27 protein-coding genes are annotated in these 26,508 nt (G+C 57.6%); 19 read left to right on the top strand and 8 right to left on the bottom strand.

The features are described 5' to 3' along the window. Window positions 1–15 precede the first annotated feature (15 nt). From Q9S52_RS01810 to nagA, 8 genes are all read left to right on the top strand, one after another. Complete coding sequence (locus Q9S52_RS01810) at window positions 16–1,413, top strand: alpha/beta hydrolase (RefSeq protein WP_304707971.1); 1,398 nt, start codon at window positions 16–18, stop codon at window positions 1,411–1,413. Window positions 1,414–1,419: 6 nt separating this feature from the next. Continuing rightward, the gene (locus Q9S52_RS01805; protein WP_304707970.1) at window positions 1,420–2,889 is read left to right on the top strand and encodes an LptF/LptG family permease; all 1,470 of its coding nucleotides are present in this window, start codon (window positions 1,420–1,422) and stop codon (window positions 2,887–2,889) included. Further along, complete coding sequence (locus tag Q9S52_RS01800; protein ID WP_304707969.1) at window positions 2,882–4,102, top strand: bifunctional 3,4-dihydroxy-2-butanone-4-phosphate synthase/GTP cyclohydrolase II; 1,221 nt, start codon at window positions 2,882–2,884, stop codon at window positions 4,100–4,102. The genes Q9S52_RS01805 and Q9S52_RS01800 overlap by 8 nt, the downstream gene beginning before the upstream one ends. A gap of 42 nt (window positions 4,103–4,144) precedes the next feature. Next, on the top strand, window positions 4,145–4,303 hold the full coding sequence (locus Q9S52_RS01795; RefSeq protein WP_304707968.1) for a hypothetical protein: 159 nt from the start codon (window positions 4,145–4,147) through the stop codon (window positions 4,301–4,303). A 52-nt stretch (window positions 4,304–4,355) separates the two neighbouring features. Next, on the top strand, window positions 4,356–4,517 hold the full coding sequence (locus Q9S52_RS01790; protein WP_304707967.1) for a hypothetical protein: 162 nt from the start codon (window positions 4,356–4,358) through the stop codon (window positions 4,515–4,517). Window positions 4,518–4,555: 38 nt separating this feature from the next. Beyond that, on the top strand, window positions 4,556–5,545 hold the full coding sequence (fmt, locus tag Q9S52_RS01785) for a methionyl-tRNA formyltransferase (RefSeq protein WP_304707966.1): 990 nt from the start codon (window positions 4,556–4,558) through the stop codon (window positions 5,543–5,545). Window positions 5,546–5,596: 51 nt separating this feature from the next. Beyond that, on the top strand, window positions 5,597–5,929 hold the full coding sequence (locus Q9S52_RS01780) for a hypothetical protein (RefSeq protein ID WP_297625580.1): 333 nt from the start codon (window positions 5,597–5,599) through the stop codon (window positions 5,927–5,929). A gap of 85 nt (window positions 5,930–6,014) precedes the next feature. Beyond that, complete coding sequence (gene nagA, locus Q9S52_RS01775; RefSeq protein ID WP_294591278.1) at window positions 6,015–7,202, top strand: N-acetylglucosamine-6-phosphate deacetylase; 1,188 nt, start codon at window positions 6,015–6,017, stop codon at window positions 7,200–7,202. A gap of 25 nt (window positions 7,203–7,227) precedes the next feature. On the opposite strand, the gene Q9S52_RS01770 is transcribed toward nagA, so the two are convergent. Genes Q9S52_RS01770 through Q9S52_RS01755 form a run of 4 tightly spaced genes read right to left on the bottom strand, consistent with a single transcriptional unit; the run spans window position 7,228 to window position 10,310 of the window. Continuing rightward, window positions 7,228–7,515 (bottom strand): septum formation initiator family protein, encoded by a 288-nt coding sequence (locus tag Q9S52_RS01770; protein WP_294591276.1) that lies wholly within the window; start codon window positions 7,513–7,515, stop codon window positions 7,228–7,230. Between the two features lie 38 nt (window positions 7,516–7,553). Beyond that, window positions 7,554–8,354, bottom strand: a complete 801-nt coding sequence (thiD, locus tag Q9S52_RS01765; protein ID WP_294591274.1) for a bifunctional hydroxymethylpyrimidine kinase/phosphomethylpyrimidine kinase — start codon at window positions 8,352–8,354, stop codon at window positions 7,554–7,556. A gap of 2 nt (window positions 8,355–8,356) precedes the next feature. Then, entirely contained in the window at window positions 8,357–9,334 is a 978-nt protein-coding gene (gene thiL / locus Q9S52_RS01760; RefSeq protein WP_294591272.1) for a thiamine-phosphate kinase, read from the bottom strand. Window positions 9,335–9,338: 4 nt separating this feature from the next. Continuing rightward, on the bottom strand, window positions 9,339–10,310 hold the full coding sequence (locus Q9S52_RS01755; RefSeq protein ID WP_304707965.1) for a nitronate monooxygenase family protein: 972 nt from the start codon (window positions 10,308–10,310) through the stop codon (window positions 9,339–9,341). A 124-nt stretch (window positions 10,311–10,434) separates the two neighbouring features. On the opposite strand from Q9S52_RS01755, the gene Q9S52_RS01750 reads away from it, so the two are divergent. Continuing rightward, on the top strand, window positions 10,435–11,463 hold the full coding sequence (locus tag Q9S52_RS01750) for an ATP-grasp domain-containing protein (protein ID WP_297625598.1): 1,029 nt from the start codon (window positions 10,435–10,437) through the stop codon (window positions 11,461–11,463). Between the two features lie 7 nt (window positions 11,464–11,470). Continuing rightward, entirely contained in the window at window positions 11,471–13,417 is a 1,947-nt protein-coding gene (locus Q9S52_RS01745; protein ID WP_304707964.1) for a 6-phosphogluconolactonase, read from the top strand. A 106-nt stretch (window positions 13,418–13,523) separates the two neighbouring features. On the opposite strand, the gene Q9S52_RS01740 is transcribed toward Q9S52_RS01745, so the two are convergent. Next, on the bottom strand, window positions 13,524–13,943 hold the full coding sequence (locus Q9S52_RS01740) for a hypothetical protein (protein ID WP_304707963.1): 420 nt from the start codon (window positions 13,941–13,943) through the stop codon (window positions 13,524–13,526). A 490-nt stretch (window positions 13,944–14,433) separates the two neighbouring features. Between Q9S52_RS01740 and Q9S52_RS01735 the strand changes: the two genes are divergently transcribed. Then, window positions 14,434–16,800 (top strand): ABC transporter permease, encoded by a 2,367-nt coding sequence (locus tag Q9S52_RS01735; protein ID WP_297625605.1) that lies wholly within the window; start codon window positions 14,434–14,436, stop codon window positions 16,798–16,800. 87 nt (window positions 16,801–16,887) lie between these two features. Here Q9S52_RS01735 and Q9S52_RS01730 read toward each other — a convergent pair whose 3' ends face one another. Together Q9S52_RS01730 and Q9S52_RS01725 are read right to left on the bottom strand one after the other, a co-directional pair. Further along, window positions 16,888–17,799: an alkaline phosphatase gene (locus tag Q9S52_RS01730; protein ID WP_297625608.1), complete on the bottom strand. Its 912-nt coding sequence runs from the start codon at window positions 17,797–17,799 to the stop codon at window positions 16,888–16,890. Window positions 17,800–17,849: 50 nt separating this feature from the next. After that, window positions 17,850–19,046 carry a MalY/PatB family protein gene (locus Q9S52_RS01725; protein ID WP_297625611.1) on the bottom strand — a complete coding sequence of 399 codons (1,197 nt, stop codon included), beginning with the start codon at window positions 19,044–19,046 and terminating at the stop codon, window positions 17,850–17,852. A gap of 79 nt (window positions 19,047–19,125) precedes the next feature. Here Q9S52_RS01725 and Q9S52_RS01720 point away from each other — a divergent pair, with 79 nt between their 5' ends. Next, window positions 19,126–20,256 (top strand): pseudouridine synthase, encoded by a 1,131-nt coding sequence (locus Q9S52_RS01720; protein WP_304707962.1) that lies wholly within the window; start codon window positions 19,126–19,128, stop codon window positions 20,254–20,256. Between the two features lie 92 nt (window positions 20,257–20,348). After that, window positions 20,349–21,176 (top strand): hypothetical protein, encoded by an 828-nt coding sequence (locus tag Q9S52_RS01715; RefSeq protein WP_304707961.1) that lies wholly within the window; start codon window positions 20,349–20,351, stop codon window positions 21,174–21,176. A gap of 552 nt (window positions 21,177–21,728) precedes the next feature. Here the strand turns inward: Q9S52_RS01715 and Q9S52_RS01710 are convergent. Beyond that, window positions 21,729–22,229 carry a DNA-deoxyinosine glycosylase gene (locus Q9S52_RS01710; protein ID WP_304707960.1) on the bottom strand — a complete coding sequence of 167 codons (501 nt, stop codon included), beginning with the start codon at window positions 22,227–22,229 and terminating at the stop codon, window positions 21,729–21,731. Window positions 22,230–22,272: 43 nt separating this feature from the next. On the opposite strand from Q9S52_RS01710, the gene Q9S52_RS01705 reads away from it, so the two are divergent. From Q9S52_RS01705 to Q9S52_RS01680, 6 genes are all read left to right on the top strand, one after another. Beyond that, window positions 22,273–24,492, top strand: a complete 2,220-nt coding sequence (locus tag Q9S52_RS01705) for a cation-translocating P-type ATPase (protein ID WP_304707959.1) — start codon at window positions 22,273–22,275, stop codon at window positions 24,490–24,492. Window positions 24,493–24,561: 69 nt separating this feature from the next. Continuing rightward, complete coding sequence (locus Q9S52_RS01700; RefSeq protein ID WP_294591253.1) at window positions 24,562–24,711, top strand: hypothetical protein; 150 nt, start codon at window positions 24,562–24,564, stop codon at window positions 24,709–24,711. A gap of 69 nt (window positions 24,712–24,780) precedes the next feature. Then, window positions 24,781–24,996, top strand: coding sequence for a heavy metal transport/detoxification protein (locus tag Q9S52_RS01695; protein WP_304707958.1), 216 nt, complete (start codon window positions 24,781–24,783; stop codon window positions 24,994–24,996). A 7-nt stretch (window positions 24,997–25,003) separates the two neighbouring features. After that, window positions 25,004–25,414 (top strand): secondary thiamine-phosphate synthase enzyme YjbQ, encoded by a 411-nt coding sequence (locus tag Q9S52_RS01690; RefSeq protein ID WP_304707957.1) that lies wholly within the window; start codon window positions 25,004–25,006, stop codon window positions 25,412–25,414. Between the two features lie 11 nt (window positions 25,415–25,425). Beyond that, the gene (locus Q9S52_RS01685; RefSeq protein WP_304707956.1) at window positions 25,426–25,887 is read left to right on the top strand and encodes a GNAT family N-acetyltransferase; all 462 of its coding nucleotides are present in this window, start codon (window positions 25,426–25,428) and stop codon (window positions 25,885–25,887) included. A 9-nt stretch (window positions 25,888–25,896) separates the two neighbouring features. Further along, on the top strand, window positions 25,897–26,502 hold the full coding sequence (locus Q9S52_RS01680) for a manganese efflux pump MntP family protein (protein WP_304707955.1): 606 nt from the start codon (window positions 25,897–25,899) through the stop codon (window positions 26,500–26,502). Window positions 26,503–26,508: the final 6 nt, after the last annotated feature.

Here is a 26,508-nt window from a genome sequence, read left to right as displayed (position 1 = left end):
AATAAACCGATGAGGATGAAAAACATATGGATTGCGGTACTTGCCATGCTCGGCGCAGGAATGGCCGGTGCGGCTGCCGACAATCATATCGTCGGTTCCTGGGAGGGGCGACTCAAGGTGACGCCGCAGGTGGAGCTGAAACTGGTGTTTCATCTCGAAACCGATGCGGACGGCAGAGCTTCGGTGACACTGGATTCGCCGGATCAGGGGGTTTATGGGATAGTCGGCGAGGTTGACTGCCTGTCGGCGGATTCCATCCGGGTGTCGGTGAGGCGTATCGGTTTGTCGTATGCCGGACATCGGGAAGGGGACGAATGGGTCGGAAGGTGCACGCAGGGGGCGATGGATGAGGAGCTGATATTGTATGCGGGAAAAGCGGAGGCAGGCCGACCGCAGACGCCGCGGCCTCCGTTCCCTTACGGTACGGAAGAAGTTACCTTTAACAATCTGCGGGATCAGGTCGTTCTTGCCGGAACAGTCACGCTGCCGGAAGGCTGCACGACTGAGACGCCTGCTGTGGTGATGGTGACGGGGAGCGGACTGCAAAACCGGGATGAGGAGATTCTTGGGCATAAACCGTTTGCTGTGATTGCGGATTATCTGGCGCGGAACGGTATCGCCTCTTTGCGGTATGATGACAGAGGTTTCGGTGAATCTACCGGCGACGGGACAAATGCAACGACTGAGGATTTCGCGCAAGACGCAAAGGCGGGGGTGGAATATATGCGTCGGATCGGAAATTTCAAACATGTCGGTATCCTTGGGCATAGCGAAGGGGCTACGGTTGCGTTTATGTTGGGTGCCAAGAACGATCCGGTGCTTTGCGCCGGGCCCGATTTCATTATTGCCCTGGGGGCGCAGGCTGTTCGGGGCGACAGTATCCTGATAGACCAGAGCACGACTGCGTTGGAGCAGGGAAATATGCCCGAACGGGTCGTGTCTGACTATACAGAGGCGTTGCGGAAGGTCTATGCCCTGAAAATGGAGAAGGGCGACGGCGAGGCATTTGACAGGGTGGAGGTTATATGCGCTGGCTGGGAAACAACCCCTGTTCATGCCGCTTTGAAAGAAAATCTGAAGAAAATAGCCGGCGAGCCGAATCCTTGGATCGGATACTTCATCGGCTTTTCGCCGGCCGGGAGTATCGCTGCGACCGACTGCCCGGCATTCGTGCTTTATGGAGAAAAGGATATTCAAATCCGGCCGGATTTGAATATGCCTTCGATGCGACGGCTCGCGCCCAATACCACGATCAAACTCTATCCGGGATTAAATCATTTGTTCCAACAGGCGCAAACGGGGGCTGTGCAGGAATACGGCACGATTGAAGAGACCATCTCTCCCGAGGTGCTCCGCGATATTCAAAATTTTATAACCTCTTTATATGACGTAAGGCTTCGATCCGGAAGTTAGCATTACATGAAGACAGTTTATCGTTTCGTATTGAAAGCTTACGTGGGGCCCATGGTGCTCACGTTTTTTATCGTGATGTTCATCCTCCTGATGCACTATCTGTGGATGCACATCGACGAGCTGGTCGGAAAGGGGCTCGGGCCGGGGGTGATTATCGAGCTGGTGATGTATGCCAGTGCGACGCTCGTGCCGATGGGGCTGCCGTTGGCGACGCTGCTGGCCTCGATCATGACGATGGGGAATTTGGGCGAGAACAACGAACTGCTGGCGCTGAAGGCGGCCGGGATTTCGCTGCCCCGGATCATGAAGCCCCTTATTATCCTGATGATGGTGGTCTGCGTCGGGAGTTTCTTCGTGATTAACGACCTGACCCCTTATTCGTTCCGGAAAATGATCTCGTTGATGCGGGATATCTCCAAGCAGCGGCAGGAGATGAAGTTCCAGGACGGGATTTTCTTCAACGGCATTCCGGATCGGAGCATCCGGATCGGTCATCAGGATCCGGAGACCAACAAACTGACCGATATCCTGATCTACGACAATGCCAAGTACAGCAACATGCAGACGATCGTGGCCGATTCGGGGTATATCCGCATCTCGGACGACAAGAAATACCTGCTGGTGCTGCTCTATAACGGTCAGATTTACGAAGAGAACCGCGATTACCAGTGGTTCGAACAGAATGAATTGAGTCATCACCTGTTCGATGAACAGCAGCTGCTGATTCCGTTGTCGGGCTTTGCGTTCGAGCGGTCGGAGGGCGAGTTCTCGAACCAGAGCGAGACCAAAAACATGCACCAGCTCTCGCACATGATCGACTCGCTGAAACAGGCTCAGGATTCGATCGTTACCCTGTTCGAGCATCGGCTCATCAAGTCGCACATCTTTCGGAATATGGCCTCGATGGAGCTCGATTCGCTGCTGCCGCTGCGGAAAGTTTCGGTGGCCGGGATGCTCGACACGATGAGTGTCGAGGCACGGAACGCGGTATTCACGCAGGCGTCGGCGTGGGCCGAGGAGGCGCGCGTCTATAGCGATTACGAGTCGGAATACATGCGTTATACGTCGCAGCTGCTCTATCGGGCGCAGGCCGATTTTCAACGAAAGATCGCACTACCCTTCTCTATCATGATCTTTTTCCTGATCGGGGCGCCGCTGGGGGCGATCATCCGGAAAGGGGGGCTCGGGATGCCGATCGTGGTCTCGGTGATCTTCTTCGTGGTCTACTACATCATTACGATTACGGGCGAAAAGTTTGTGAAAGACGGGGCGTGGTCGCCGTTCTGGGGGATTTGGGTGTCGAGTTTCATCCTCTTCCCGATCGCGATCTTCCTGACCTATAAATCGACGAACGACTCGGCGATTTTCAATCCGGATGCCTATAAAAAACGGCTGGAGCCGGCGATCGTCTGGGGACGACGGGTGTGGGAACGTTTCAAAGCATTTAAAAATCAAAAACATACATCGAATGAATAGGAGGCTCAATACCATCGAGGAGGCGATCGAAGATTTCCGTCGGGGCGAGTTCGTTATCGTTGTGGACGACGAGGATCGGGAGAACGAAGGGGATTTGATTATCGCGGCGGAAAAAATTACGCCCGAACAGGTCAATTTCATGCTCAAGGAAGCGCGGGGGGTGCTTTGTGCGCCGATCACGCTGTCGCGCTGCGTGGAGCTCGATCTGCCGCACCAGGTGACGGACAATACGTCGGTGCTCGGGACGCCATTTACGGTGACGATCGATAAGCTCGAAGGGTGCAGTACGGGGGTTTCGGCGGCGGATCGGGCGGCTACGATCCGGGCGCTGGCCGATCCGGCTTCGACGCCGGCCACTTTCGGGCGGCCGGGGCATATCAATCCGCTCTATGCGCAGGATAAAGGGGTGTTGCGTCGGGCGGGGCACACGGAGGCGGCGGTCGATTTGGCGCGGCTGGCGGGGTTGTATCCGGCGGGGGCGCTGATGGAGATCATGAACGAGGACGGGACGATGGCGCGGTTGCCGGAACTGTTGCAGTTTGCGGAGAAGCACGGGTTGAAGATTATTTCGATCGCCGACCTGATTGCGTATCGTTTGAAAGAGGAGTCGATCATCGAACGGGGGGCGGAGGCGACGTTGCCGACCGAGTGGGGCGATTTCCGGATCGTGGCCTATCGGCAGAAGAGCAACGGGCTGGAACACATGGCGTTGGTGAAGGGGGAATGGGCGGAGGACGAGCCGGTGCTGGTGCGGATGCACTCGTCGTGTGCGACGGGCGATATCTTGGGGTCGTGTCGGTGCGATTGCGGGGCGCAGCTGCACAAGGCGATGGAGATGGTCGAACAGGCGGGGCGAGGAGTGATCGTCTACTTGAATCAGGAGGGGCGTGGAATCGGTCTGTTCAATAAAATCAAGGCTTACAAGTTGCAGGACGAGGGGCTGGATACGGTGGAGGCCAATTTGCAGCTGGGGTTCAAGGCGGATGAGCGGGATTACGGGGTCGGGGCGAGCATCCTGCATGATTTGGGGGTGCGGAATATCCGTCTGATGACGAACAACCCGCAGAAGCGGGCGGGGTTGGAGGGTTATGGCCTGAAAATCGTGGAAAACGTGCCGATCGTGATCGCTCCGAATCCGCATAATGCGCACTATCTGGAGACGAAGGAACGGGCTATGGGGCACACGTTGGGGTTGTTTGCCAAGGGGGATTAGTGGGGTGCCCCGGGCTTCCGCGACGCGGGACCCAGCGGGGGGTTGGGCACACTGATGAGCGTCGGCGGCTACGGCTACAGCCTTTCATCGCAGGTGAACGCGATTAATGGAGTATGGATGGAATTTCGCCCAACATTGCTCGATCCCAGTTTTACTTTCAGCCGCGCCTACGGTCTTCAGTTGCGTTGCCTCTCGGAATAAACGGGGGCCGAGCAGCCCCGCCCCGGGCAACCGCGGCTACGGCGAGGGCGCGTTGTGGACCGTCGGCAACAGCGGGTACAGCTGGTCGTCCACGTCCTACGGTTCGGGCGACCACTACCGTGGCATGTACTTGAGCTTCAGCGTGACGGCGCTCAGCCCCAGCGACGTGTACCTTCGCGGCTACAGTTTTCAGTTGCGTTGCCTCTCGGAATAAACGGAGAGATGAGAGATACATTTCCACTACATATATAAATGGACGCGAAACAGTTACGGATAGTTTACATGGGGACGCCCGATTTTGCGGTCGAACCCCTCAGACGGTTGGTCGAGGGAGGATACCGCATCGTCGGAGTCGTGACGGTGCCTGATAAGCCGGCGGGACGGGGATTGAAAATGCAGCAGTCTGCTGTCAAACGGTATGCCGAAGAGGCTTTGCCGGGCGTGCCGCTGCTGCAACCGGTGAAACTGAAAGACCCTGAGTTTGTCGCGGCTTTCGAGGCGTTGGAGGCCGATCTGGCGATTGTGGTGGCTTTTCGGATGCTGCCGGAAGTGATTTGGGCGATGCCGAGGCTCGGGACATTCAACCTCCACGCTTCGTTGCTGCCGCACTACAGGGGGGCGGCGCCGATCAATTGGGCGGTGATGAACGGGGAACGAAAGACCGGGGTGACCACGTTTTTGTTGGATCACGAGATCGATACGGGGGCGATATTGATGCAGAGGGAGTTGTCGATTTCGGACACCGATACGGCGGGGACGGTGCACGACGGGTTGATGGAACTGGGGGCAGGATTGGTGGTGGAGACGGTGGAGGCGTTGGCTGCGGGGACGATTCGGGCACAGGCGCAGCTTGCGGATGGAGCCGGTGCGGGTGCACTGAAACCGGCGCCGAAGATTTTCAAGGAGGATTGCCGGTTGGTGGCCGAGGGGAAACGGTGGAGAGACTACTCTACCCGCTCGTTGTACGATAAGGTGCGCGGGTTGAGTCCCTATCCGGGAGCGTGGTGCGATTTTCCGGGATCGGGCGAGGTGTCGGCGCCGAGGACAACGGCTAAAATTCTGGCGGCGCATGGCGAATCTTTTGCGCCTGGTGAGGTGGCGGCGACTGCTGATTTTGAATCCGATGGAAAACACTGGTTGCGAGTGGCCTGCGCAGACGGGTGGCTGTACGTCGACCGGTTGCAGGTGGCGGGAAAACGGGCTATGGAGGTCGAAGAATTTTTGAGGGGATACAGAATTTGAGGGGGAGGATTCCCGAAATTGTAACAAAGCTCAATCCAAATAAACAGAGTTATGGCAATCGTATTTACCATCTTTGTGGGAGTGGTCGTCGGCTTGATAGACGCGCTTCCCATGTTTCTGAAAAAGATGAACCGGGCCAATTGCTGGTCTGCTTTTCTTCAGTATGTGGTGGTCACATTCGTCGTTTTCAATACGACGCTTCCGCAGATAGGCGTAACTCATTGGTTGGTCGGCCCCATTGTGGCTGTTCTGATGGCCCTTCCGATGGTCGTGATGATAGCCAGAGAGGAGAAGAAGGCCGTTCCGTTCGTTTTGGTCAATGCGGTGGTGCTTGGTTTTATCATCTCGGCGATCAAGCATTTCACGGCATCGTTTTTCGCCTGAAAGATGCAACCGGCGAGCGGGTTGTTTATTCAAAAAAGAGAAGTAGCGTTGCAGTTATCGTTTTCATTTACAGGGAGATACAAGAATGTCGGTTAATGCTTGGGTGAAAATCGTAAACGGCCGGGTGGTGACGCCGGGAGGGATTCTGTCGCAGGGGCAAATCATCGTTACGGAGGGTAAAATCGCTGAGGTGACGGAGCGGAATGTCGAGTTGCCGGCCGATGCCGAAGTGTTCGATGCGGAGGGGTGTTATGTGGCTCCGGGGTGTATCGATATGCATGTGCACGGAGCGGCGGGGCACGATTTTTCGGAGGCGACGCCGGAGGCTTTCCGGGCGATCGCCCGGGCGCATGCCTTGCGGGGGACGACGGCGCTCTACCCGACGATTGCGGCTGATTCCGTGGAGGTTTTTCGGCGGGCGATTCGGACGTGCGAGGCGGTGATGACCGAACCGGCTGGCGATGGGGCGTGTATCCTGGGGCTGCACTTGGAGGGCAATTATCTGAATCCGGCGATGAAGGGGGCGCAGCATCCGGATCACATCTATCCCCCGAAGCCGGAAGAATATCACGAGCTGTTGGAGGGGACGACGTGTATCAAACGCTGGAGCGCGGCTCCGGAGCTGCCGGGGGCGTTGGAGTTCGGCCGGTATGCGTCGGAACGGGGCGTGGTGGTCTCGGTGGCCCATACGACGGCCGACTATCCGGCGGTGAGACGGGCTTGGGAGGCGGGATTCACGCATGCCACCCACTTCTATAACGCGATGACGGCGGTGCATAAGGAGGGGGTCTACAAGTACGAAGGGACGGTCGAGGGGATTTATCTGACCGAAGGGATGACGGTCGAGGTGATTGCCGACGGGATCCATGTGCCGCCGGCGATCTTGCAGCTCGTTTGCCGGATCAAGGGGACGGAGCGGGTGGCTCTGGTGACGGATGCGATGTCGGAGGCGTGCTCGGAGGGGGAAAAGGAGGGGATTTGCCGACGCGATTCGAGGCTGATGATCGAGGAGGGGGTTTGCAAGCTGGCGGACGGTTCAGCCATTGCGGGGAGTATTGCCACGGGGATTCGGCTGATTCGCACGATGGTGCGGGAGGCCGGATGTTCGTTGTCGGAGGCGGTGCGGATGGCGGCTGAGACACCGGCCCGCATTATGGGAATTTCGGAACGGAAGGGGGCGATTCGCCGGGGGATGGATGCCGACCTCATCGTATTCGATGACGATTTCGCGTTGCGGAGGACGATGGTCGGAGGGCGGTGGGTGCGAAAATAGGCTTTGCGCCTTTTCCGGAACGCGGTTACTTTTCGTCGATCAGGTAGATCACCTCGCCCGGGCGGTGCATCAGGAAGTTCTCCCGGGCGAAGCGTTCCAGAAACGCACTGTCTTTCAGCCCGGCGATCACGGCGCTGTCTTCCGCGATCTTGTGGATGTAGAATATCTTTTCCTGTTCCAATTCCCGGATTTTTCGATCCAGCTGCCGGCTGTCGAGGTAGTTGTTCCGGTCGAAAAAGACGATCCACGCGACGAATACCAGGGTCGCGCAGATGAAGATGTTCCGGTTGGAGAAAAGTCGCTCGAATTTCATGGCCTGCCGGGCAAAGATACGGTAAATTTCGGGCGGAGTCAGCGATTGAAAACGAAAAACGGATCGACCGGCCCGTGTCCCGAACCGATCGAACGGTCGCGGGCGGCGACGATCGCGTCGTGGATGAAGTCTGTCGCCTTTTCTGCCGCTTCGGCCAAGGGTAGGCCCATGGCCAGATAAACGGCCAGAGCAGAAGATAAGGTACAGCCCGTGCCGTGCGTGTTTCGCGTCTCGATCCGGGCGTGGGTGTAGGCATGCGCCGTCGGATCGCCGGTGGAAAAGAGCGTATCGGTGAGCCGGTCGCCCGTCAGGTGACCTCCTTTGAGCAGGACGGCCTGAGCCCCCATCGCCCGAAATCGTTCCCAAACAGTCTCGTAGTCGTCCGGCGAGGCGATGGAGAGCCCCGTTAGTCGTTGGGCCTCGGGAATATTGGGCGTCATGACCGTGGCTAACGGCATCAGGCGGTGTACGATAGCCTCCGTCGCGCTCCCGGCGGTCAGCACGTCGCCCGAGGTGGCGACCAGTACCGGGTCGAGCACGATGATCGGCGGACGGTACGTTTCCAGTAACTTGGCAACCCGCTCGACCACCTCTCTCGTGCCCAGCATCCCGATCTTCACCGCGTCCGTCCCGATGTCGTCCAGCACGGCGCGCAACTGTTTCTCAACGATATCCGGCGAGAGGAACTCCACATCCGTTACCCCCCTCGTATTCTGTGCCGTCACGGCCGTCAGGACGCTCGATGCGTAGCCCCCCAAGGCCGAAATGGTCTTGATGTCGGTCTGGATACCTGCGCCGCCGCCGCTGTCAGAACCGGCTATGGTCAATATGCGTTTCATGGTCAAAAGTGTTTGAATCCGCTGAAATCCAGCGGTTTTCCGTCGTATCGGATTTCGGCCGGCCCGGCGACGCAGCGTCCGATCACAGCCAAAGGTCGTCCGAACCGGGCCGTGAACCGGGCCTGAAGCTCTTCGAACCGCGCCGGAGCCACCGTCCCCAGCAAAACGTAGTCTTCGCCGCCGGTCAAAGCCAATTTCAAAGGCTTCCACCCCTGCTCCGTGGCCGTTTTTCGCAATCGGTCGGAGACGGGGAGAGACGCCGTGTCGATCTCCGCCCCGACCCCCGATGCGCGCAGAATGTGTCCCAAATCCGAGGCCACGCCGTCCGAAACATCCATCAGAGCGTGCACATCGGCTTCGCGTCCCAGCCACTCCCCTTCGGCCAGATGCGGTCGCGGACGGTGGTGGGCCTCGATCAGGGCGGCGATTTCCGGCGTGGTCGGCAAATCCGCCAGCAAGGCCTGTAATCCGGCTGCCGAGTCGCCCAGCGGCCCCGTGACGACGATCAGGTCGCCCGCCTCTGCCCCGTTCCGCCGCTTGATCCGGTCGTTTTCCGCTATTCCGAGTACTGTGACGTTGACGACGATACCTTGCGGAGAAGCGGTCGTGTCGCCTCCCAAGAGCGGTACGCCGAAAGAGCGGTAGCCCTCAAAAAAACGGTCGCACCACTCTACCCCGACCCCGTCGGCCGGCAGACCGAGGCTCAGGAAGGTGGCCGCCGGCGTGGCCCCCATCGCTGCTATGTCGCTCAGATTGACGGCTAAGACCTTGTATCCCAAATCGTAAGCCGAAATCCGGTCGCGCAGGAAATGGACATTCTCGATCAGCAGGTCGGTGGTGACGACCACCGACCTGTCGTCGCTCCACGGAATGACGGCACAGTCGTCGCCGATCCCCTCCCACCCTGTCGGTATGAGCGGCCGAAAAGCGGCGGCGATGCGGCCGATCAGTCCGAATTCTCCGATTTCGTCGATTTTCATCGCTCTATGCCTTTCCCGTATCGGTTTTCCATCGGCTGACCCGCTCTGCGGCGGCGTCGAATTCCGTCACCAGGCGGCGCATGATCTCCGCCACCGGCTCCACCTCGCGAATCAATGACGCGATTTGTCCGATCTCCAGCTCTCCTTCCGTCAGGTCGCCTTCGAAAATGCCTCGTTTCGAACGTTTTGCGCCCAGCAACTCTCGCAACTCTTCGGCCGAAGCCCCTCGCGCCTCGGCTTCGGCCACACGGCGGTAAAATTCGTTTTTAATCATCCGAACCGGGCTTAACTTCTTCAGCGCAAGCATCGTATCCCCTTCTCCGATAGTCACGCACAGCTGTTTGAAAGCCTCGTGGGCCGACGACTCCGCGGCCAGCGCAAAGCGCGTGCCCAATTGCACTCCGTCGGCTCCCAACGTCATGACGGCCAGCATGCTAGCTCCGGTCGCGATCCCGCCTGCGGCCAGCAGCGGCAGCCCGGTCACCGCCCGCACCTGCGGAATCAGGGCCATGGTCGTAATCTCCTCCCGTCCGTTGTGTCCGCCCGCCTCGAACCCTTCGGCCACGATGGCGTCCACCCCCGCCGCTTCTGCTTTTTGGGCGAAACGGGCCGAGGCCACCACGTGCGCCACGGTAATCCCCGCCTCTTTGAGGCGGCCGGTGTAGAGTGCCGGGTTGCCGCCCGAGGTGAAGACGATCGGTACGCGTTCATCGATCAGCAGTTGAATCACCCGTTCGATCTCGGGGTAGAACAGCGGGACGTTCACGCCGAACGGTCGGCCGCTGTCGGCCAGTGCGGCCCGGGTTTTGGCGATGTGTTCCGCCAGCGTCTCGGGGTGCATGGAGCCGGCCCCCAGCAGTCCCAGCCCTCCGGAGGCCGATACGGCCGAGGCGAGCCGCCAGCCGCTGCACCAGACCATACCCCCCGAAACGATGGGGTGTTCTATCTTAAACAGCTCTGTGACAGTGGTTTTCATGAGGAGGTGAGTTTTTGGATATTTATTGGATAAAGATAAAGCAAAAAATCCATAAATTTGTAGAGTGCAATACCGTTGTCGGCGGGCAACGGAAGGGCTGAAATTTTGTCGGGAACACGAAAAAATGGCTGAAAAAAAGATTATTGCGGTGATTGTCGGGGGAGATTCTTCCGAGGATGTGATTTCATACAAGAGCGGAGCGCAGGTGTGGAGCTGCCTGAACCGGGATGTTTATGAACCCTATTTGGTGGTGCTGCGGAAGGGGGTGTGGCGGGTCAATCCGGTGGACGCGACGCCTCAGGGGGCGATGGTGCCGGTGGATTTGAACGATTTCAGTTTCGTCGATCCGGTACAGCCGGGGGCGGGCGGCAAAAAAAAGTTCGATTATGCGCTGATCGAGATTCACGGGACGCCGGGCGAGAACGGCATTTTGCAGGGGTATTTCGAATTGATGGGAATCCCCTACTCGACTTGTACGCCGGAGGTTTCGGCGCTGACTTTCAATAAGTCGCTCTGTAAGGCGGCTTTGCGGGGGAGGCCGGGGATCAATCTGGCGCGGGAGATCTTGCTGCGGCGCGGCGAGCCGCTGCCGGAGGCGGACGCTATTGCAGAGGAGCTGGGGTTGCCGTTTTTCATCAAACCGAATGCCAGCGGGAGCAGTTTCGGGGTGACGAAAATCAAATCGGCCGATCCTGCGGCGATCGAAGCGGCTATCGAGGCGGCTTTCGCGGAGAGCGATGCGGTGCTCTTGGAGCAGTTCGTCGACGGGCGCGAGGTGAGCTGCGGAATGATGGTGATCGACGGACGGGAGTGGATTCTGCCGGTGACGGAGTTGATCTCGGAGAAAGAATTTTTCGACTTCGAGGCCAAATACGAAGGGGCGTGTCGCGAGGTGACGCCGGCGATATTGCCAGAGGAGGTGGTACGTGCACTCAATACTGCGACGGCGGAGGCGTACCGTACTTTGGGATGCAGGGGGGTCGTGCGGGTCGATTTCATTATCGACCGACGGACGGGAGAGCCTTATTTTATCGAGGTCAACACCACGCCGGGGATGAGCGCGGCCAGTATCGTGCCCCAGCAGTGGCGCGAGGCGGGCCTCACCATGGGCGAAGCGTTCGGAATGATTATCAACGAAACATCAAAACAATAAAACCGTTATGAGTACCAATTACAAGCTTAAGACCGAAGGAGGACTGAAAGCAGGGGCCGAACCGATGGAGATCGTCACCCGGTTCGAGCGCATTCCCACCTACATTGCGGCGACGGCGGAAGAGGGAGCGGTGCGTGTGGCGAACGAAATCGCGGCCACGATCCAGGCCAAAGCGGCGGCGGGAGAAAACTGCGTGCTGGCGTTGACCGCCGGGAAATCGCCCATCGGCGTCTATCGGGAATTGGTGCGGCGGCATAAAAACGAGGGGTTGAGCTTTAAGAATGTCGTGATTTTCACCCAGTTCGAATTCTATCCCATCCAGGCGAACGAACAGCAGAGCTATACCTATTCGTTGTACGAGGAGCTGATCAACCAGGTGGATATTCCGGCCGGACAGGTGCATATGCTGGACGGAACGGTGCCGGCGGAACGAGTCAGCGAATATTGCAAAACCTACGAAGCGGAGATTCTCGCTGCGGGGGGGATCGATATCCTGCTGCTCGGGATGGGCGATCAGGGCCAGGTGGCGCTGAACGAGGCCGGAACCTATCAGAATACCCGCACCCGGATCGTGGCGTTGAGCAATGCGTCGCGCAAACTGGTGGCATCGTCGTTCTACGGGATCGAGAATGTGCCGACGCGGGCGCTGACGGTCGGGATTGCCACTATTATGCAGGCCAAACGCATCATCCTGATCGGTTGGGGCGAGGATAAATCGAAAGTGGCTGTCAAAGTGATCGAGGGGGCTGTGGATGCGGCTGTGCCGGCTTCGTACTTGCAGAATCATACGGATGTCGAGGTGGTGTTGGACGAAGACGCGGCGTCGCAACTCACGCGAGTGGCGACACCGTGGCTCGTGGGGACGTGCGTGTGGACGAACCGGTTTATCCGGAAAGCGGTCTTGTGGCTTTGCCAGAAGGTCAACAAACCGATCCTGAAGGTGACCTATCAGGACTATATCGACAACAGCCTCGGGCAGCTGATCGAAGAGACGGGGTTGACCTACGATAAGATCAATATTCAGGTTTTCAACGATTTGCAGCATACCATCTCGGGGTGGCCGGGCGGCAAGCCGAATGCCGACGACTCGACGCGGCCGGCACGGTCGTTCCCGTTCCCGAAACGGGTGGTGATCTTCAGCCCGCATCCGGACGACGACGTGATTTCGATGGGGGGGACATTTATTCGCTTGGCGGATCAGGGGCACGACGTGCATGTCGCTTACCAGACTTCCGGGAATATCGCCGTGCATGACGATGTGGTGCTTCAGACCTTGGATACGGCGCGCGAATGCGGGTTCGAGGACAAGTACGAACACTTCAAACAGCTGATTCAGAGCAAGGTGAAGGGACAGCCGGAACCGCTCGAGCTCAGAATGTTCAAAGGGGCGATTCGGCGCGGCGAGGCCAGAGCGGCTGACCGGAGTTTCGGCTTGAACGACGATACCAATGTGCATTTCCTCAATCTGCCGTTCTACGAAACCGGTTCGGTGAAGAAAGGGGCGATCAGTCAGGCGGATATCGATATCGTGGTCGCGCTGCTGCGGAAGATTCAGCCGCACCAGATCTATGCGGCGGGCGACCTGTCGGACCCGCACGGGACGCACCGCGTTTGTATCGAGATCGTGCTGGCGGCGGTGAACCAGATCAAAGAGGCGGGGGACGAATGGTTGAAGGATTGCGTGATGTGGCTCTACCGCGGGGCTTGGCAGGAGTGGGATTTGGATATGGTGGACATGGCGGTGCCACTGAGTCCGGACGAGGTGATCAAGAAACGCCATGCCATTTACCGGCACTTGTCGCAGAAGGATATCGTGCCGTTCCCGGGGGACGACAAACGCGAGTTCTGGGAACGGGCGGAAGACCGGACGCAGGCTACGGCTCAGTTGTACGATAAGCTCGGGATGGCGGAATATCAGGCGATCGAGGTATTTGTGAAATACCCGATTTTCTAACCGCTTTTCCGACAGCTTTCGAAACGAGGCCTCCGGGCTGTGCAATCTCTCATCGCAGAGATTCACAGCCCGGAGGCCTTGCATTTACCGAGTGATGGGTGAAAGCTTATTGATCCGATTCGGCTGTTTCTGCTTTGGGAACCGGAGTGAATTGGATGAGGTAATAATCTTCATCCGGTTTCATCATGGCGCCTGTGGCCGCATCGACGCCGAGACCGATTATGCCGCCTAACAGGATATTGAGCAGAGATGCTGCATTGAAATTTTTGTAGACAGTCAAATTTGTTTTTTCGTACCCTGACGCTTCTGCTGTTACCTCTGTTTTTCGGAACCCTCGTTTTATTTTGGTTCTATACGGGAAAGATACGTGAGTGTGTTTTTGTCCGTCGATGGTCAGCGTGGCGGATTCTACCGGTACATTGCTGTTGAAAGTGACTTTGGCGCGGGAACCGCAGAAGATGGTGGCGCATGACGAACAAACGAGACATGTGGCTGTACATAACAGCAGAGAAGAGAGTTTCTTCATGGTAGTGGTGATTTGATGACGTTTATGATTCTTCGGTAAATGCCGGTTTGCGGGTTCGGCGAAGAACTCAGGGGTCAAAAAAAGACGTAGAGCCTCCGCCATACGTCATCAAGGCTCACCACAAGCCTCCTTATTTTATGGGGCGACTCTACGCTATACTATGCGTAGTGTACTCAACAAATAAGGATTCGGTTTGCTCGTGTTCGTTTCGAGGTGGTGATTCTGATGACGATTGAGCAAGATATGTCCGGACGGGATTCTTCGGCGTCCGTTTGAAAACAAAGATAGGGAGTTTATTCGGGTTTGGCAAAAGGATGAACGTGGAGGAGGTATAGAGTGTCCTGATGTCAAAAAATTAGACAGTCGATGTCTAATTTTTTGACATCAGTCGGACGGTGTGTATTCTGTAATAATTTGTTTATCAGTGAAATAAATAGTTTGGTATGGTTTCGGCATAACCCGGAGTATCTCTATAAATTCTTGATTGACCATGAAGTTGATTTTACGAAATTTGCTGACCGTCTTGCGACGCTTTCGGCTGGCCTCGACGCTCAATATCCTGGGATTGAGCGTAGCCTTTGCCGCCTTTACGATCATTCTGATGCAGGTGAGCTACGACCGCTCGTTCGACCGGTTCCACCCGAAGAGCGATCGGATTTACCGGGTCGAGGTGAGCGGGGACAGCACACAGTACAATGCGATGGTGGGACGTAAATGGGCCGAACTGATCGAAACCCGCTTGCCGCAGATCGAGGCGATCGGCCTGCGGATGGAGTATGGGACGATCGGGAATCTGGCCAAGGTCGAACGCAACGGCGCGGTGCAGGGCTTCCGGGTCGATGCCCACCTGGTTCATCCGGACTTTGCCGAGATATTCGACTTCCGGATGGTTGAGGGTCGGCGCGAGGTGTTGCAGGAACCGGGACAGGTACTGATTCCGGAGAGCATGGCGCGGAAGTTCTTCGGCTCGGAGTCGGCCGTCGGACGGTCGATCACCTTCACCAGCAACCACGATACGCTGATGACCGTCGGAGGCGTCTACCGCGATTTTCCGCGGAATACGCTGGTGCAGAACGTCGTCTACAACGGGATCGACCCGCTGGCCTGGTGGCCGTGGGACGGCTGGCACTTCAATTATCAGTTGTATGTTACCCTCGCGGAGGGGAGCGATCCGAAAGAGGTCGAACGGCAGTTGTTGAACGAGGTGCTCCACTCGCCGGATATTCCGGGGTGGATTCGGGCTTACAAGGCCGTGCGGCTCCATCCGCTGGCCGACCTGCATTATGCAGCCGATACGCAGTACGACTCCGTGCCGAAAGGGAGTCGGGCCACGACCTCTGTGCTGCTGGCTATCGCGCTGCTGGTGATCGGGATTGCGGCGGTGAATTTCGTCAATTTCTCCACTTCGCTCGTGCCGCTTCGGATCAAGAGTATCAATACGCAAAAGGTGTTCGGTTCGTCGGTCGGGATGCTCCGCACGGTGCTGGTCGGCGAGGCGGTGGGAATCGCGCTGCTGGCTTTTCTCGTCTCCCTGCTTTGGGTCTATGCCGTCGGGCAGACCGGTTTTACGGCCTTCTTCGATGCCGATATCGCGCTGGGGGCTGCGCCGGATATCGTCGCGATCTCGTTTGCGGTGGCTCTCGGCGTCGGGCTGCTGGCGGGCATCTATCCGGCTTTCTATGCTACGCGTTTTCCGCCGGCGCTGGTGCTTAAAGGATCGTTCGGGCTCTCGTTGCGGGGGCGTGCCCTGCGGACGGTGTTAGTCGGAATGCAGTATGTGATCTCGACGGGGCTGATCATCGCGGCTTTCTTCATGCAGCTCCAAAACGGATACCTCCGTACGCGCGATACGGGTTACGATACGGAGCAGGTGGCGGTGCTCGAGCTGAACGAGGCGCTCACCCGGGAGAACCGGACGAGGCTGGTGAACCGCCTCAAGGAGAGTCCGCAGATCGAGCACGTGGCTTTCTCGCAGTTCCTCTTCGGCACGGGCGGGGCGCAGGCCAACGAAACGAAGCTGGGTGGCGAGACGCTCCGATTCGCCTACCTGCCGGTGTCGCCCGAGTTTCTGGACGTCATGCGGATTCCGGTCACCGAAGGGCGCGATTTTCAGGAGAATGACCTGACCTCCGATCGGATGCACTTTATTATGAACGAAGCCGCGCGGCGCATGTATCCGGTGATCGAACCGGGACTCGATCTCGGGGGCTACGGCGAGGTGGTCGGAATCATGCCGGACATCAATTATCAACCTTTGCAACTCACCAGCTCGGGAGCTTTCTGTCTGAGTGTCGAGCCGTTGAGGGGGCGTTATGTCTCGGCTCTGCCGTGGACGTATGTCCGGATCAACGGCGATGTGGAGCGGGCGGTGGAACATATCCGCCGGACGGTGGCCGAGTTCGATCCTACGTATCCGGTGTCGGTGCAGTTCTACGACGAGGTCTTCAACAGTGTCTACCAGAAGGAGCGGAAGACGACGGCGCTGATTACGACTTTCTCGTTGTTGGCGGTGGTGATTTCGCTGGTGGGTGTTTTCGGGCTGGTGGTCTTCGAAACCCAGTATCGGCGCAAGGAGATCGGGGTGCGGAAGGTACTGGGGGCGACGGTGAGCGAGATTCTCGGGATGTTCAACCGGAAGTTCGTGCGGTTGGTGTTGATCTGCTTCGTAGTGGCGGTGCCGTTGGCGTGGTACGGGGTGAGCAAGTGGTTGGAGGGATTCGCCTACCGGACGCCGGTTTACTGGTGGGTTTTCGCGGTGTCGCTGTTGATTGTGCTGACGATTACGCTAGCTACGGTGACGGTTCAGAGTTGGCGGGCGGCGACGGCGAATCCGGTGGATGCGTTGAAGACAGAATAAGTGCGGCGGAGGCGCGATCAAAAAAAGCAGGGAGCACGCTTGCGATAAAGCGTGCTCCCTGTTGCTGTCCAGAAGGTTGCGGGTAAACTACCGCAGAATAGATTTTCCGTACCAAGCCTCCGGCGCGTCGAGCCGCAACAGATCCGCGATGGTCGGCGCGTTGTCGTATTTCATCACGATGCGGTCGATTTTCTGTCCGGCCGGAATCTTGGGCCCGATGACGATATAGGGCACCTGCATCTCGCTCATGGTCTTGCCGCCGTGTCCCGTTCCTTTTCCGCCGTGGTCGGAGGTGAAGATGACGGCGGTCGTCTTCATATCCATATTCTCCCGCACGCAGTCATAGATGACGCCCACCAGCGAATCGACTTTTTGGCAGGAGGCGATGTATTCCGGCGATTTCCATCCGCGTGTGTGTCCCGTGTGATCCGGTTCGCTGATGTACATAAAGGCCAGCGTCGGTTGTTGTTCTTTCACGAAGTCGCAGAAGAGTCGGGTCGCTTCGTCATCGTCGTCGCGAGTCGCCCGGACGAAGTCGACGGCCTCTTTTTCAAACAGATAGCCGATCCCTTCCCACGAATAGACCACGCCGGTCACCGCCTCCGGCCGCTGGTCGCGCACGACGCTGAAAATCCCCGGAAACATCCCGTATTTGGTGGTGCAGATCGGTTCCACCTCCGGGGTCTTGCTCCCCCACTCGGTGAATCCGTGCATCTCGGAGCCGGCTCCCATCAGCAGGGTGGCCCAATTGATGGCGCTCGACGAAGGCAGTACGCTCCGCGCTTCGGTGGTGTAAGAGCCCGCTTTCATCATCCGTTCTATGTTGGGGAACGCACCGGGATTTTGGGTCAGTATCTCAGCGCTGAAGCCGTCCGTACCGATCAGGATGACGTGTTTCACCTTCGGTGCCCGTGCCGTGGCCGACTCGGCCGTCAGAGAGGCCCCTCCGACGAATGCGGCCGTCAGAAAGAGAGCGATTGTCTTGTTTTTCAGGAACATATAGGTTGAATTTTGGGTTAGTCGTTCTGTTCACATGCGGAAAAATAGGGTCACAATCCCCGTTTCTGCACCGCTTCGGCGAGCTGGCTCAAAGCGCGTTCGAGCACCGACCGCGGTGTGCCGATGTTGAGCCGTTCGAAACCGGTGCCCTCGGCTCCGTAAATGGAGCCATCGCCCAAGCCCAGCCCCGCCTCTTCCACGAGGAAGCGGTTGAGCTCCTCCTGAGTCATCCCCCAGGCGCGGAAGTCGAGCCACATCAGGAAGGTCGATTCCGGTTTGTAGCACTTCACCGACGGCAGCTCCTTCTGTATGAATTCATAGACGAAATCGACATTTTCCTGCAAGTACTCCAGCAACTGGTTCATCCACTCGTCGCCCTGCTCGTAAGCGGTCTGCAAGGCCACGGCACCGAAGATATTGCCATTTTCGATATGGATTTTGTCCACTTCGGTCTGATAGGCGGCGCGGCGTTCGGCATTCGGAATCACGGCTGCCGCCGTAGAGAATCCGGCTACGTTGAAACTCTTGCTCGGCGCGATCAGGGTCACCGTCCGATTGGCCAGATCGTCGTTCAGGGCGGCGATGTGCAGGTGCCGATGGGGCCGGAAGATGAAGTCGCAGTGGATTTCGTCCGAAATGATCGTGACGTCGTGTTTGCGGCACAACTCGCCGATTTTCAGGAGTTCGCCTTTCGTAAAGACCCGCCCGGTCGGGTTGTGCGGGTTGCACAGAATCATCGCGCGCGCCTGCGAGAGCTTGGCGTCCAAATCTTCGAAGTCGATCCGGTAGCCGCCGCAGCCGCCCTCCCCTTCCGGATCCTGAATCAGCGGGTTGTTCAGCACCTTGCGTCCGTTGTTCCGGATGGTGTTGGCGAACGGGTGGTAGACCGGCGGCTGGATAACGACGCCGTCGCCCGGCTCGGTGCAGCTGAGCATGGCGAAGGTCACCCCCGCCACCACGCCGGGCGAAAAGGCGATCCACGACGGGTCAATCTGCCATTCGCTTCGTCGTGCCATCCAGCCGCAGATCGCTTCGTGGTAGCACCGGGGACGGAAGGTGTAGCCGAAAATCGGATGTTGCATCCGTTTGTGCATCGCTTCGACGATGAAGTCGGCCGTGGCGAAGTCCATGTCGGCGATCCAGAGCGGAATCACCCGGTCGGTGCCGAAAATGGTCATCAGGTCTTCGTATTTTTCGCAGGCGGTGCCGCGGCGGTCGATGCAGGTGTCGAAGTCGTATCTTTTCATGGTTCGTTGAAAATGCGTACAAATTTAGAGAATAAGGGGTATCTTTGCAACGTTTTCAGCACTGTTTTGCAAGTATATTATGGATCAAAAGCATACGAATAAGAAGCGTCCGTTCGGCGGACGCGACGGCCGGAGCGGTCGTTCTTTCTTCCGGACGCGGCGCGAGGAGGCGTTGCGCAGCGAGGAGGAGGCCGAAGAAGAACGCGGAGACGAACGGACGGAGGGGCCGGTGTTCAAGGATTTTCGGAACGACTTCAAGAAGAAGGGGCCGAAAAAGGAGTTCAAACAGAAAGAGTTCGGCTCGCGGCGGGATGCGACGCGGAGCGAGGAAGATCGTCCGGAAGGGATGAAGAAACGGGCGTATGACTCGGATAAACGGCAGCCCTACTCCAAGAACAATAACAACAAGAAGCAGGCCTATTCCGATAAGCGCTCCTCCGACGAGGGGCGGGAACGCAGGCGGCGGTATGAAGAGGCGGCGCAGGCGATGCCGGCGGAGATGCGGCTCAATCGGTTTATCGCGATGTCGGGCGTCTGTTCGCGGCGCGAGGCGGATCAACTGATCGAGGCGGGCGAGGTGACGGTGAACGGGGTGCGGGTCGATCAGCTGGGTTCGAAGGTGCGGCCGGGAAAGGACGAGGTGCGGCTCAACGGGGAGTTGCTTAAGGGGGAGAAAAAGGTCTACATCATCCTGAATAAGCCGAAGGGGTATGTGACGACAGTGGACGATCCGCATGCGGATCGGACGGTGATCGACCTGTTGAAGGGCGCGTGCAAGGAGCGGGTCTATCCGGTGGGGCGGTTGGACAAGAATACGACGGGGGTGCTGTTGTTGACCAACGACGGCAATCTGACCAAGGAGCTGACCCATCCGAGCTACAATAAAAAGAAGATCTATCACGTTTTTCTCGATAAGCCGTGCAGCGAGGAGGATATCGAGAAATTGACCGCCGGGATCGAGCTGGAGGACGGGCCGATTCGGGCCGACGAGGTGAGCTGGGTGGAGGGGAATATGCGCGAGGTGGGGGTGGAGCTCCATTCGGGGCGCAACCGGATCGTGCGGCGGATGTTCGAAGCGCTGGGATACGAGGTGGTGAAGCTGGATCGGGTCTATTTCGCCGGTCTGACGAAGATGGGGCTGCGGAGAGGCTTCTGGCGTTATCTGACGCCGAGGGAGGTGGGGATTCTGAAGTCGAACGCTTACGAGTAGAAAGTTGCTGAAAATAGGTGTGATTTCAATTGGTTTTGGGTGTTGTTTTATCTTGGGCATTTTAATTTTGTTGTATTAAATAAGAGGTATATATGATTCCTAAGTATTTGTATCATTATACATCTTGTGAAACTTTAGAAGCAATTTTTAAATCTCGTAAAATTCGGTTTAATCGCTTAGATCGGCTGAACGATAAATATGAAGGTTTTAATGTTATTGAAGATGAAGATCACCAATACCTTAGAAAATGTATTTATGTTTCGTGTTGGAATGCTGAAGAGAAAGATATGATTCCGTTATGGAATTTATATGCTGAATTTAGAGGTTTAAGAATTAAATTACCGACTAATTTATTTAATATCAAGAATCAATGGGAACAAGTAGAATTGTCGGATTCCTTTGTACTTGCGTCGGTTATCGACCCTATATTGGTGGACGCAAAAATTTCAGTACCGAATGATGAGTGGGATAAATGTCGTATTGTTGATAAAGTTATCGGACCTGTTCGGGTTGAGTATGTAACTAATTTAGAAGATATTTGCCGGAATGCGATTTCGCAAAAAAAGGAAAAAGGAAGTAAGGATTCATTTTTGATGATTGAAACTCGATTATCTGAGTTGGGGTTGAAGAAAATTGAAGACTGGGCTTTTGAAAAAGAATGGAGATATGTGATTCAGGGTTTAAAAGCAGTGAAGATTTGTGGATCTAAACAAATAATTGAACAGTTCGACAGGATGGTCATTTTGCCTGATTATATTGATATTCCGTATAGGCCCGAAGCTATGCAAGGGATAGAGATCCTGATAGGTCCGCTTGCAAATGATGGAGTTCAAAAGGAAGTCGAAAATTTGCTAAAGCGTTATGAAATTAAGGGGAGTGTAAAACGTAGTCCGTTGAAAATCGCTCTGAAAAATAAATAAAATAGATGTTGTGTATCAACTTTTGTTAGAGTTGATAGTTGTGTTCTGTTTTTCGAACTTAGGATGATCAAAGTGTGAGTTGGGGTTGTTACATTTTTGTAAGAGCTGTTGAGGTTATTTTACACGATTCTTTAGGAACGACAGGATCACCGTAAAATAGACTTCTTTAATTTTACTGCTTGTGCAGTTCCTGTCCATGTTCTTGTGTCTTTCTTGGTGTATCCTGAATCACACGCTGTGAGGTATACACGTAGGTGCTTGTTATCTTACTCAATATTGTTTCGTTTTGAACGGTTCTTATCCCAGAACCGACTATCTCTTGCTATAATTCAAATCGAATGGTGGCATTAGTGCTGCATTCCACTGCTTTATTAGGGCTTTGCCTAGTTGGGTGTCAGAGTAAAGTTTCAACACTATGACATCCGACTAAGCAAAGCCTAGAATGTCGTCTTGCACGATTGGGGGTGATAGTGGGTAGGCGCATTCGAATTAGTCGTAGGTATTGGCGGCTTACGAGTTTGTCGGAAAAGGAATTTGGCGGGGGCATAAGGTTTAAAGCCATTTTTTGAGTTCCGACCAGGCGGCGAGCTTCCGCTCGTACGACCACGAGGCGTTGGCCGGGCTGGTGGACGGCAGGGTCAGCACGGCCCTCCCCTCGCCTATCGTGTCGAGACCGATGTGCTTCTTGAAGAGCCGGAAAGCAGGGCCGCCGTTGAAGGCCACGGCCCGGATCGAGGGGTGGGCCGTCAGCAGAGCCGGTATGTCGTTCGGGGCCTCGTCTACGATGTGGCTGTCCAGACTCCCCGCCCGGCGGCAACTGTGACACACGTCCCACAGGGCGATTCCGGTGCGGCGCAGCAGGGCTAATTTGTCGGCATAGCATTCCGGCACATCGTCTGCTCCGCCCAATGCGGTTATGATGCGCCAGAATGCGTTGTGCGGAAAGCCGTAATACTCTTGTTTGGCGAGCGATGCGACGCCTGGCATCGTGCCGAGGATCAGAACTCGGCTCGTCGGGGTGACGACGGGGGCGAAACTATGTAGGATTTCCATTATTTTTGTATCGGGGCCTTGTGGGGCTCCGTTGGACGAAATTATGAAAAATCGGGTAAAGAAGACCGTTCCGGTCTTGGAAATGAGTTGCGCCGTCTGTGCGGCGAGCGTGGAGAGCACGGTGAGGGCGTTGCCGGGGGTCTGCGAGGCGTCGGTCAATTTTGCGGCCGGTACCTTGGGGGTCGAATACGATCCGTCCGAGATCACTCCCGAACAGATGCGCGAGGCGGTGCGGGTGATCGGTTACGACCTGATTATCGACGAGGAAAATGCTGTCGAGGCGCAGGAGCGGGAGCAGCGGAGGCACTATCGGGCGCTGCTGCGGCGGACGCTTTGGGCCTGGGCGTTGTGTGTGCCGTTGATGGTCGTGGGAATGGGGTGGATGCATGCGTCGTGGTCGCCGTGGGTGCAGCTGGGGCTGACGGTGCCGGTGCTTTTCGTCTTCGGGCGCGGATTCTATGCGACGGGGTGGCGGCAGGCCAGGCACGGAAAGGCCAATATGGATACGCTGGTGGCGTTGAGCACCGGTATCGCCTTTCTATTTAGCCTCTTTAATACGCTGTTTCCGGAAGTGTGGCGGGTGCACGGGTTGGAACCGCATGTCTATTACGAGGCGGCGGCGATGATCGTGGCTTTCGTCTCGGTGGGCAAGTTGCTCGAAGAGCGGGCCAAGGGGAGCACCTCGTCGGCTATTCGGGGGTTGATGGGCTTGCAGCCGAAGAGGGCGCGTCTGGTCGGGGAGGATGGGACGGAACGGGAGGTGCCGATTGCGCAGCTCCGGCCGGGCGATCGGATCGCAGTGCGTCCGGGCGACCGGATTCCGGTGGACGGACTGGTGGTCGAGGGGGCTTCGTATGTGGATGAGAGTATGATCAGCGGCGAGCCGCTGCCAGTGTCGAAAAATCCGGGCGATGGAGTGTGGACGGGGACGATTAACCAGCGCGGCGCGTTCGTGCTGGAGGCGCGGGCGGTGGGTGCGGAGACGGTGCTGGCGCGGATTGTGGAGATGGTGCAGCTGGCGCAGGGAAGCAAGGCGCCGGTGCAACGGATGGTGGATCGGGTGAGCGCGATTTTCGTGCCGACGGTCATCGGCATCTCGCTCGTGACGTTCGCGGTGTGGATCGCTTTCGGGGGCTGGGCGAATTTGACTTATGCCCTGTTGGCGGCGGTATCGGTGCTGGTGATCGCCTGTCCGTGCGCACTGGGGCTGGCGACGCCGACGGCGTTGATGGTGGGGATCGGTCGGGCGGCCGAACGGCAAATCCTGATTAAGGACGCGTTTGCGTTGGAGAATATGTGCCGGATCGACACGGTGGTGCTGGACAAGACGGGCACGCTGACCGAGGGGAGACCGGCGGTGACGGAGTGGCTCTGGCTGGCTCCGGAGGCTGCGCGCGGGCGGTTGCAGGCTGTTCTGCTGGGGGCGGAACTGCGGTCGGAGCATCCGTTGGCGGCAGCTGTGGTGGCGGCGCTTTCGGAGGCTGGGATTGCGGCGGCGGAGGTGACCGATTTCCGCAGCCTGACGGGGAAAGGGATTGCGGTGCGGGGAGAGGACGGCGAAACGTATTGGGTCGGAAGCCGGACGCTGGCTGCGGAGTATGGAGCGGAGGTGTCGGAAGAGGCGGGACGGCAGATCGAGGCGTGGCAGGCGTCGGGAAAGAGCGTGATCGGATATGGACGGGGGGCTGAGCTGTTGGCGGTGGCGGCGATCGCCGATCCGGTGAAGCCGACTTCGGCGGAGGCGGTGCGGGAGTTGGAGCGGATGGGGATCGAGGTGCACATGCTGACGGGTGACGGGCGGAAGACGGCCGAGGCGGTGGCTCGGGAGCTGGGCATCGGGCATCTCCGGGCGGAGGTGCTGCCGGACGATAAGGAGCGATACGTGCGGCAGTTGCAGGAGCGGCGTGTGGCGATGGTGGGCGACGGGATCAACGATTCGCAGGCGCTGGCGCGGGCGGATGTGAGCGTGGCGATGGGGCGCGGGACGGATATTGCGATGGATGTGGCGATGGTGACTTTGATGAGTTCCGACCTGGCGCGTTTGCCGCAGACAGTGCTTTTGTCCCGGCGGACGGTGCGGGCGATTCGGCAGAATCTCTTTTGGGCGTTCATTTACAACCTGATCGGGATTCCGCTGGCGGCGGGGGCTTTGTATCCGGCTTACGACATCCTGCTGAGTCCGATGTGGGCGAGCGCGGCGATGGCGTTCAGTTCGGTGTCGGTGGTGCTCAACAGCTTGAGGCTCAAGTGGAGCCGGTTTTAAAACGGATCGGAATACTTTCGGCTGTCGAACGGCCCCGCCCCGGGCGATCGCCCCGCACACTCAGGCACGTTGGGCAGTGTAGGCTATCTCGGATACTGCTATTCTTCATCGGCGGAAGGCAGCAATGGAGTCAACCTGGCTTTCCACGCGACGGCACTTGGTCCCAACAACGCGAGCAGCCGCGGCCTCGGTTTTCAGTTGCGTTGCCTCTCGGAATAAACGGACTGCGTGAAAAGCCGAGACTACTCTACCCTAAAATCTGAAGATTAATTTTTACATTTACATAAAATGACGATTCATAAATTCAAAACCAATGCGAAATGCGGCGGGTGCGCGGCTGCCATCGGCGCTGCGCTGGAGAAAAATGGAGTGGCGACGGGGGCGTGGTCGTTGGACTTGACGGGGCCGGATAAGGTGCTGACCGTCGAGAGCGATTTGACGGCGGTAGACATTGTGCGTATCGTGACGGAGGCTGGTTTCCGGGCCGAGCTGCTGGAACGGTAGGTGCGATATGGTCGAGCAAGTGGTTTTTACCCTCCGAGCGCGGGCACGCGGCTTTCATTTGATTACCGACGAGGTGATGGCTGCGCTGCCTGCGTTGCCGGAAGCGGGACTCCTGCATCTGTTTATTCGCCACACGTCGGCGGCGCTGACGATCAACGAGAATGCCGATCCGGATGTCCGGGTCGATTTGGAAGCGATCTTCGATCGGCTGGTGCCGGAGCGACAACCCTATTTTCGGCATACGCTCGAAGGGGACGACGATATGCCGGCTCATGCCAAGGCGTCGCTCGTCGGGTCGGGCGTGACGGTTCCCATCGCAGGCGGGCGGCTGGCGTTGGGGCGGTGGCAGGGGATTTATCTGGGCGAATTCCGAGACCGGGCGCAAGAACGGGAGGTGGTTGCCACCATCGTGAGATAAGACGCGAAAATATGGAATTGACATCGGTGACAGAGGTGGAATATCCTGCCTTGATTGCTTTATGGGAGGCTTCGGTGCGGGCGACGCACGATTTCCTGTCGGAGGCGGATCGGCTGTTCTATCGAGAACGGATGCCGGGGTATCTGCGGGCGGTGCGGTTGGTAGCGGCACGGGACGACGGAGGGCGGATCGTGGCTTTTCTTGGGACGGCGGGGGCGACGGGCAGTATCGAGATGCTTTTCGTCGCTCCCGAGTGGCGTGGGCGGGGGATCGGCGCACGATTGGTACGCTATGCGGTCGACGAACTCGGTTGCAGCCGGGTGGAGGTCAATGAACAAAACACGCAGGCGGAGGGATTTTATCGTCGGATGGGGTTCATCCGCAGGGGGCGATCGGATTTTGACGGAGAGGGGAAACCGTATCCGATTTTGCAGTTGGAACTGGCTGACGATGAGGAGGGTTTTCGAAAATAATCGAATGATATGAATTTGACGATTCTGTTATTGCTGGCTCTGAGTCTCTGTTTTGACTCGTTTGCCGTATCGCTTTCGTGCGGGATGGCGGTGCAGAAGGAGGGTGCGGTGCGGGGGCGGATGTTTCGTTTTGCGGTGGTATTGGCTGTGTGTCAGGGCGTGGCGCCGCTGATCGGATGGACGGTTGCGGCGAATTTTCGGGCTGCGATCGAAGCGTATGACCATTGGGTGGCTTTTGTGCTGCTGGCGGTGTTGGGCGGGAAGATGATTTTCGACGCTTTCGGAACGGACGAGGGGGAGGATGGCGGCGAGGCGGAGCAGCTGTTCGGTTGGGGGCGGAATGTGACGCTGGGGATTGCGACGAGTATCGATGCCGTGGTGGCGGGGGTGGCGATGGCGATGTTGCCGCTGACGATCGTGCCGAGCGATTCGCAGTGGATCAATATGTTGGCGGCGGTTTTGGTGATTGCGGCGGTGACGCTGACGGCTTCGTTGGCGGGGTTGCTGCTGGGGCGACGCAGTCGGGATCGGATCGGTTGGCGGGCGGAGCTGGTCGGCGGGGTGATTTTGGTGTTGATCGGCGTGAAGGTGCTGGTGGAACATTTGACGGAATAGATACTC

Source organism: uncultured Rikenella sp. (assembly GCF_948810725.1).
In the GTDB taxonomy this organism is placed as follows: Bacteria; Bacteroidota; Bacteroidia; order Bacteroidales; family Rikenellaceae; genus Rikenella.
This window is presented reverse-complemented; position numbering and strand designations above follow the sequence as displayed.

Excerpts from the sequence above, each read along its gene's own strand:
- Q9S52_RS01810 (WP_304707971.1), top strand. The coding sequence starts at position 16 with ATGAAAAACATATGGATTGCGGTACTTGCCATGCTCGGCGCAGGAATG.
- Q9S52_RS01805 (WP_304707970.1), top strand. The coding sequence starts at position 1,420 with ATGAAGACAGTTTATCGTTTCGTATTGAAAGCTTACGTGGGGCCCATG.
- Q9S52_RS01800 (WP_304707969.1), top strand. The coding sequence starts at position 2,882 with ATGAATAGGAGGCTCAATACCATCGAGGAGGCGATCGAAGATTTCCGT.
- fmt (WP_304707966.1), top strand. The coding sequence starts at position 4,556 with ATGGACGCGAAACAGTTACGGATAGTTTACATGGGGACGCCCGATTTT.
- Q9S52_RS01780 (WP_297625580.1), top strand. The coding sequence starts at position 5,597 with ATGGCAATCGTATTTACCATCTTTGTGGGAGTGGTCGTCGGCTTGATA.
- nagA (WP_294591278.1), top strand. The coding sequence starts at position 6,015 with ATGTCGGTTAATGCTTGGGTGAAAATCGTAAACGGCCGGGTGGTGACG.
- Q9S52_RS01770 (WP_294591276.1), bottom strand. The coding sequence starts at position 7,515 with ATGAAATTCGAGCGACTTTTCTCCAACCGGAACATCTTCATCTGCGCG.
- thiD (WP_294591274.1), bottom strand. The coding sequence starts at position 8,354 with ATGAAACGCATATTGACCATAGCCGGTTCTGACAGCGGCGGCGGCGCA.
- thiL (WP_294591272.1), bottom strand. The coding sequence starts at position 9,334 with ATGAAAATCGACGAAATCGGAGAATTCGGACTGATCGGCCGCATCGCC.
- Q9S52_RS01755 (WP_304707965.1), bottom strand. The coding sequence starts at position 10,310 with ATGAAAACCACTGTCACAGAGCTGTTTAAGATAGAACACCCCATCGTT.
- Q9S52_RS01750 (WP_297625598.1), top strand. The coding sequence starts at position 10,435 with ATGGCTGAAAAAAAGATTATTGCGGTGATTGTCGGGGGAGATTCTTCC.
- Q9S52_RS01745 (WP_304707964.1), top strand. The coding sequence starts at position 11,471 with ATGAGTACCAATTACAAGCTTAAGACCGAAGGAGGACTGAAAGCAGGG.
- Q9S52_RS01740 (WP_304707963.1), bottom strand. The coding sequence starts at position 13,943 with ATGAAGAAACTCTCTTCTCTGCTGTTATGTACAGCCACATGTCTCGTT.
- Q9S52_RS01735 (WP_297625605.1), top strand. The coding sequence starts at position 14,434 with ATGAAGTTGATTTTACGAAATTTGCTGACCGTCTTGCGACGCTTTCGG.
- Q9S52_RS01730 (WP_297625608.1), bottom strand. The coding sequence starts at position 17,799 with ATGTTCCTGAAAAACAAGACAATCGCTCTCTTTCTGACGGCCGCATTC.
- Q9S52_RS01725 (WP_297625611.1), bottom strand. The coding sequence starts at position 19,046 with ATGAAAAGATACGACTTCGACACCTGCATCGACCGCCGCGGCACCGCC.
- Q9S52_RS01720 (WP_304707962.1), top strand. The coding sequence starts at position 19,126 with ATGGATCAAAAGCATACGAATAAGAAGCGTCCGTTCGGCGGACGCGAC.
- Q9S52_RS01715 (WP_304707961.1), top strand. The coding sequence starts at position 20,349 with ATGATTCCTAAGTATTTGTATCATTATACATCTTGTGAAACTTTAGAA.
- Q9S52_RS01710 (WP_304707960.1), bottom strand. The coding sequence starts at position 22,229 with ATGGAAATCCTACATAGTTTCGCCCCCGTCGTCACCCCGACGAGCCGA.
- Q9S52_RS01705 (WP_304707959.1), top strand. The coding sequence starts at position 22,273 with ATGAAAAATCGGGTAAAGAAGACCGTTCCGGTCTTGGAAATGAGTTGC.
- Q9S52_RS01695 (WP_304707958.1), top strand. The coding sequence starts at position 24,781 with ATGACGATTCATAAATTCAAAACCAATGCGAAATGCGGCGGGTGCGCG.
- Q9S52_RS01690 (WP_304707957.1), top strand. The coding sequence starts at position 25,004 with ATGGTCGAGCAAGTGGTTTTTACCCTCCGAGCGCGGGCACGCGGCTTT.
- Q9S52_RS01685 (WP_304707956.1), top strand. The coding sequence starts at position 25,426 with ATGGAATTGACATCGGTGACAGAGGTGGAATATCCTGCCTTGATTGCT.
- Q9S52_RS01680 (WP_304707955.1), top strand. The coding sequence starts at position 25,897 with ATGAATTTGACGATTCTGTTATTGCTGGCTCTGAGTCTCTGTTTTGAC.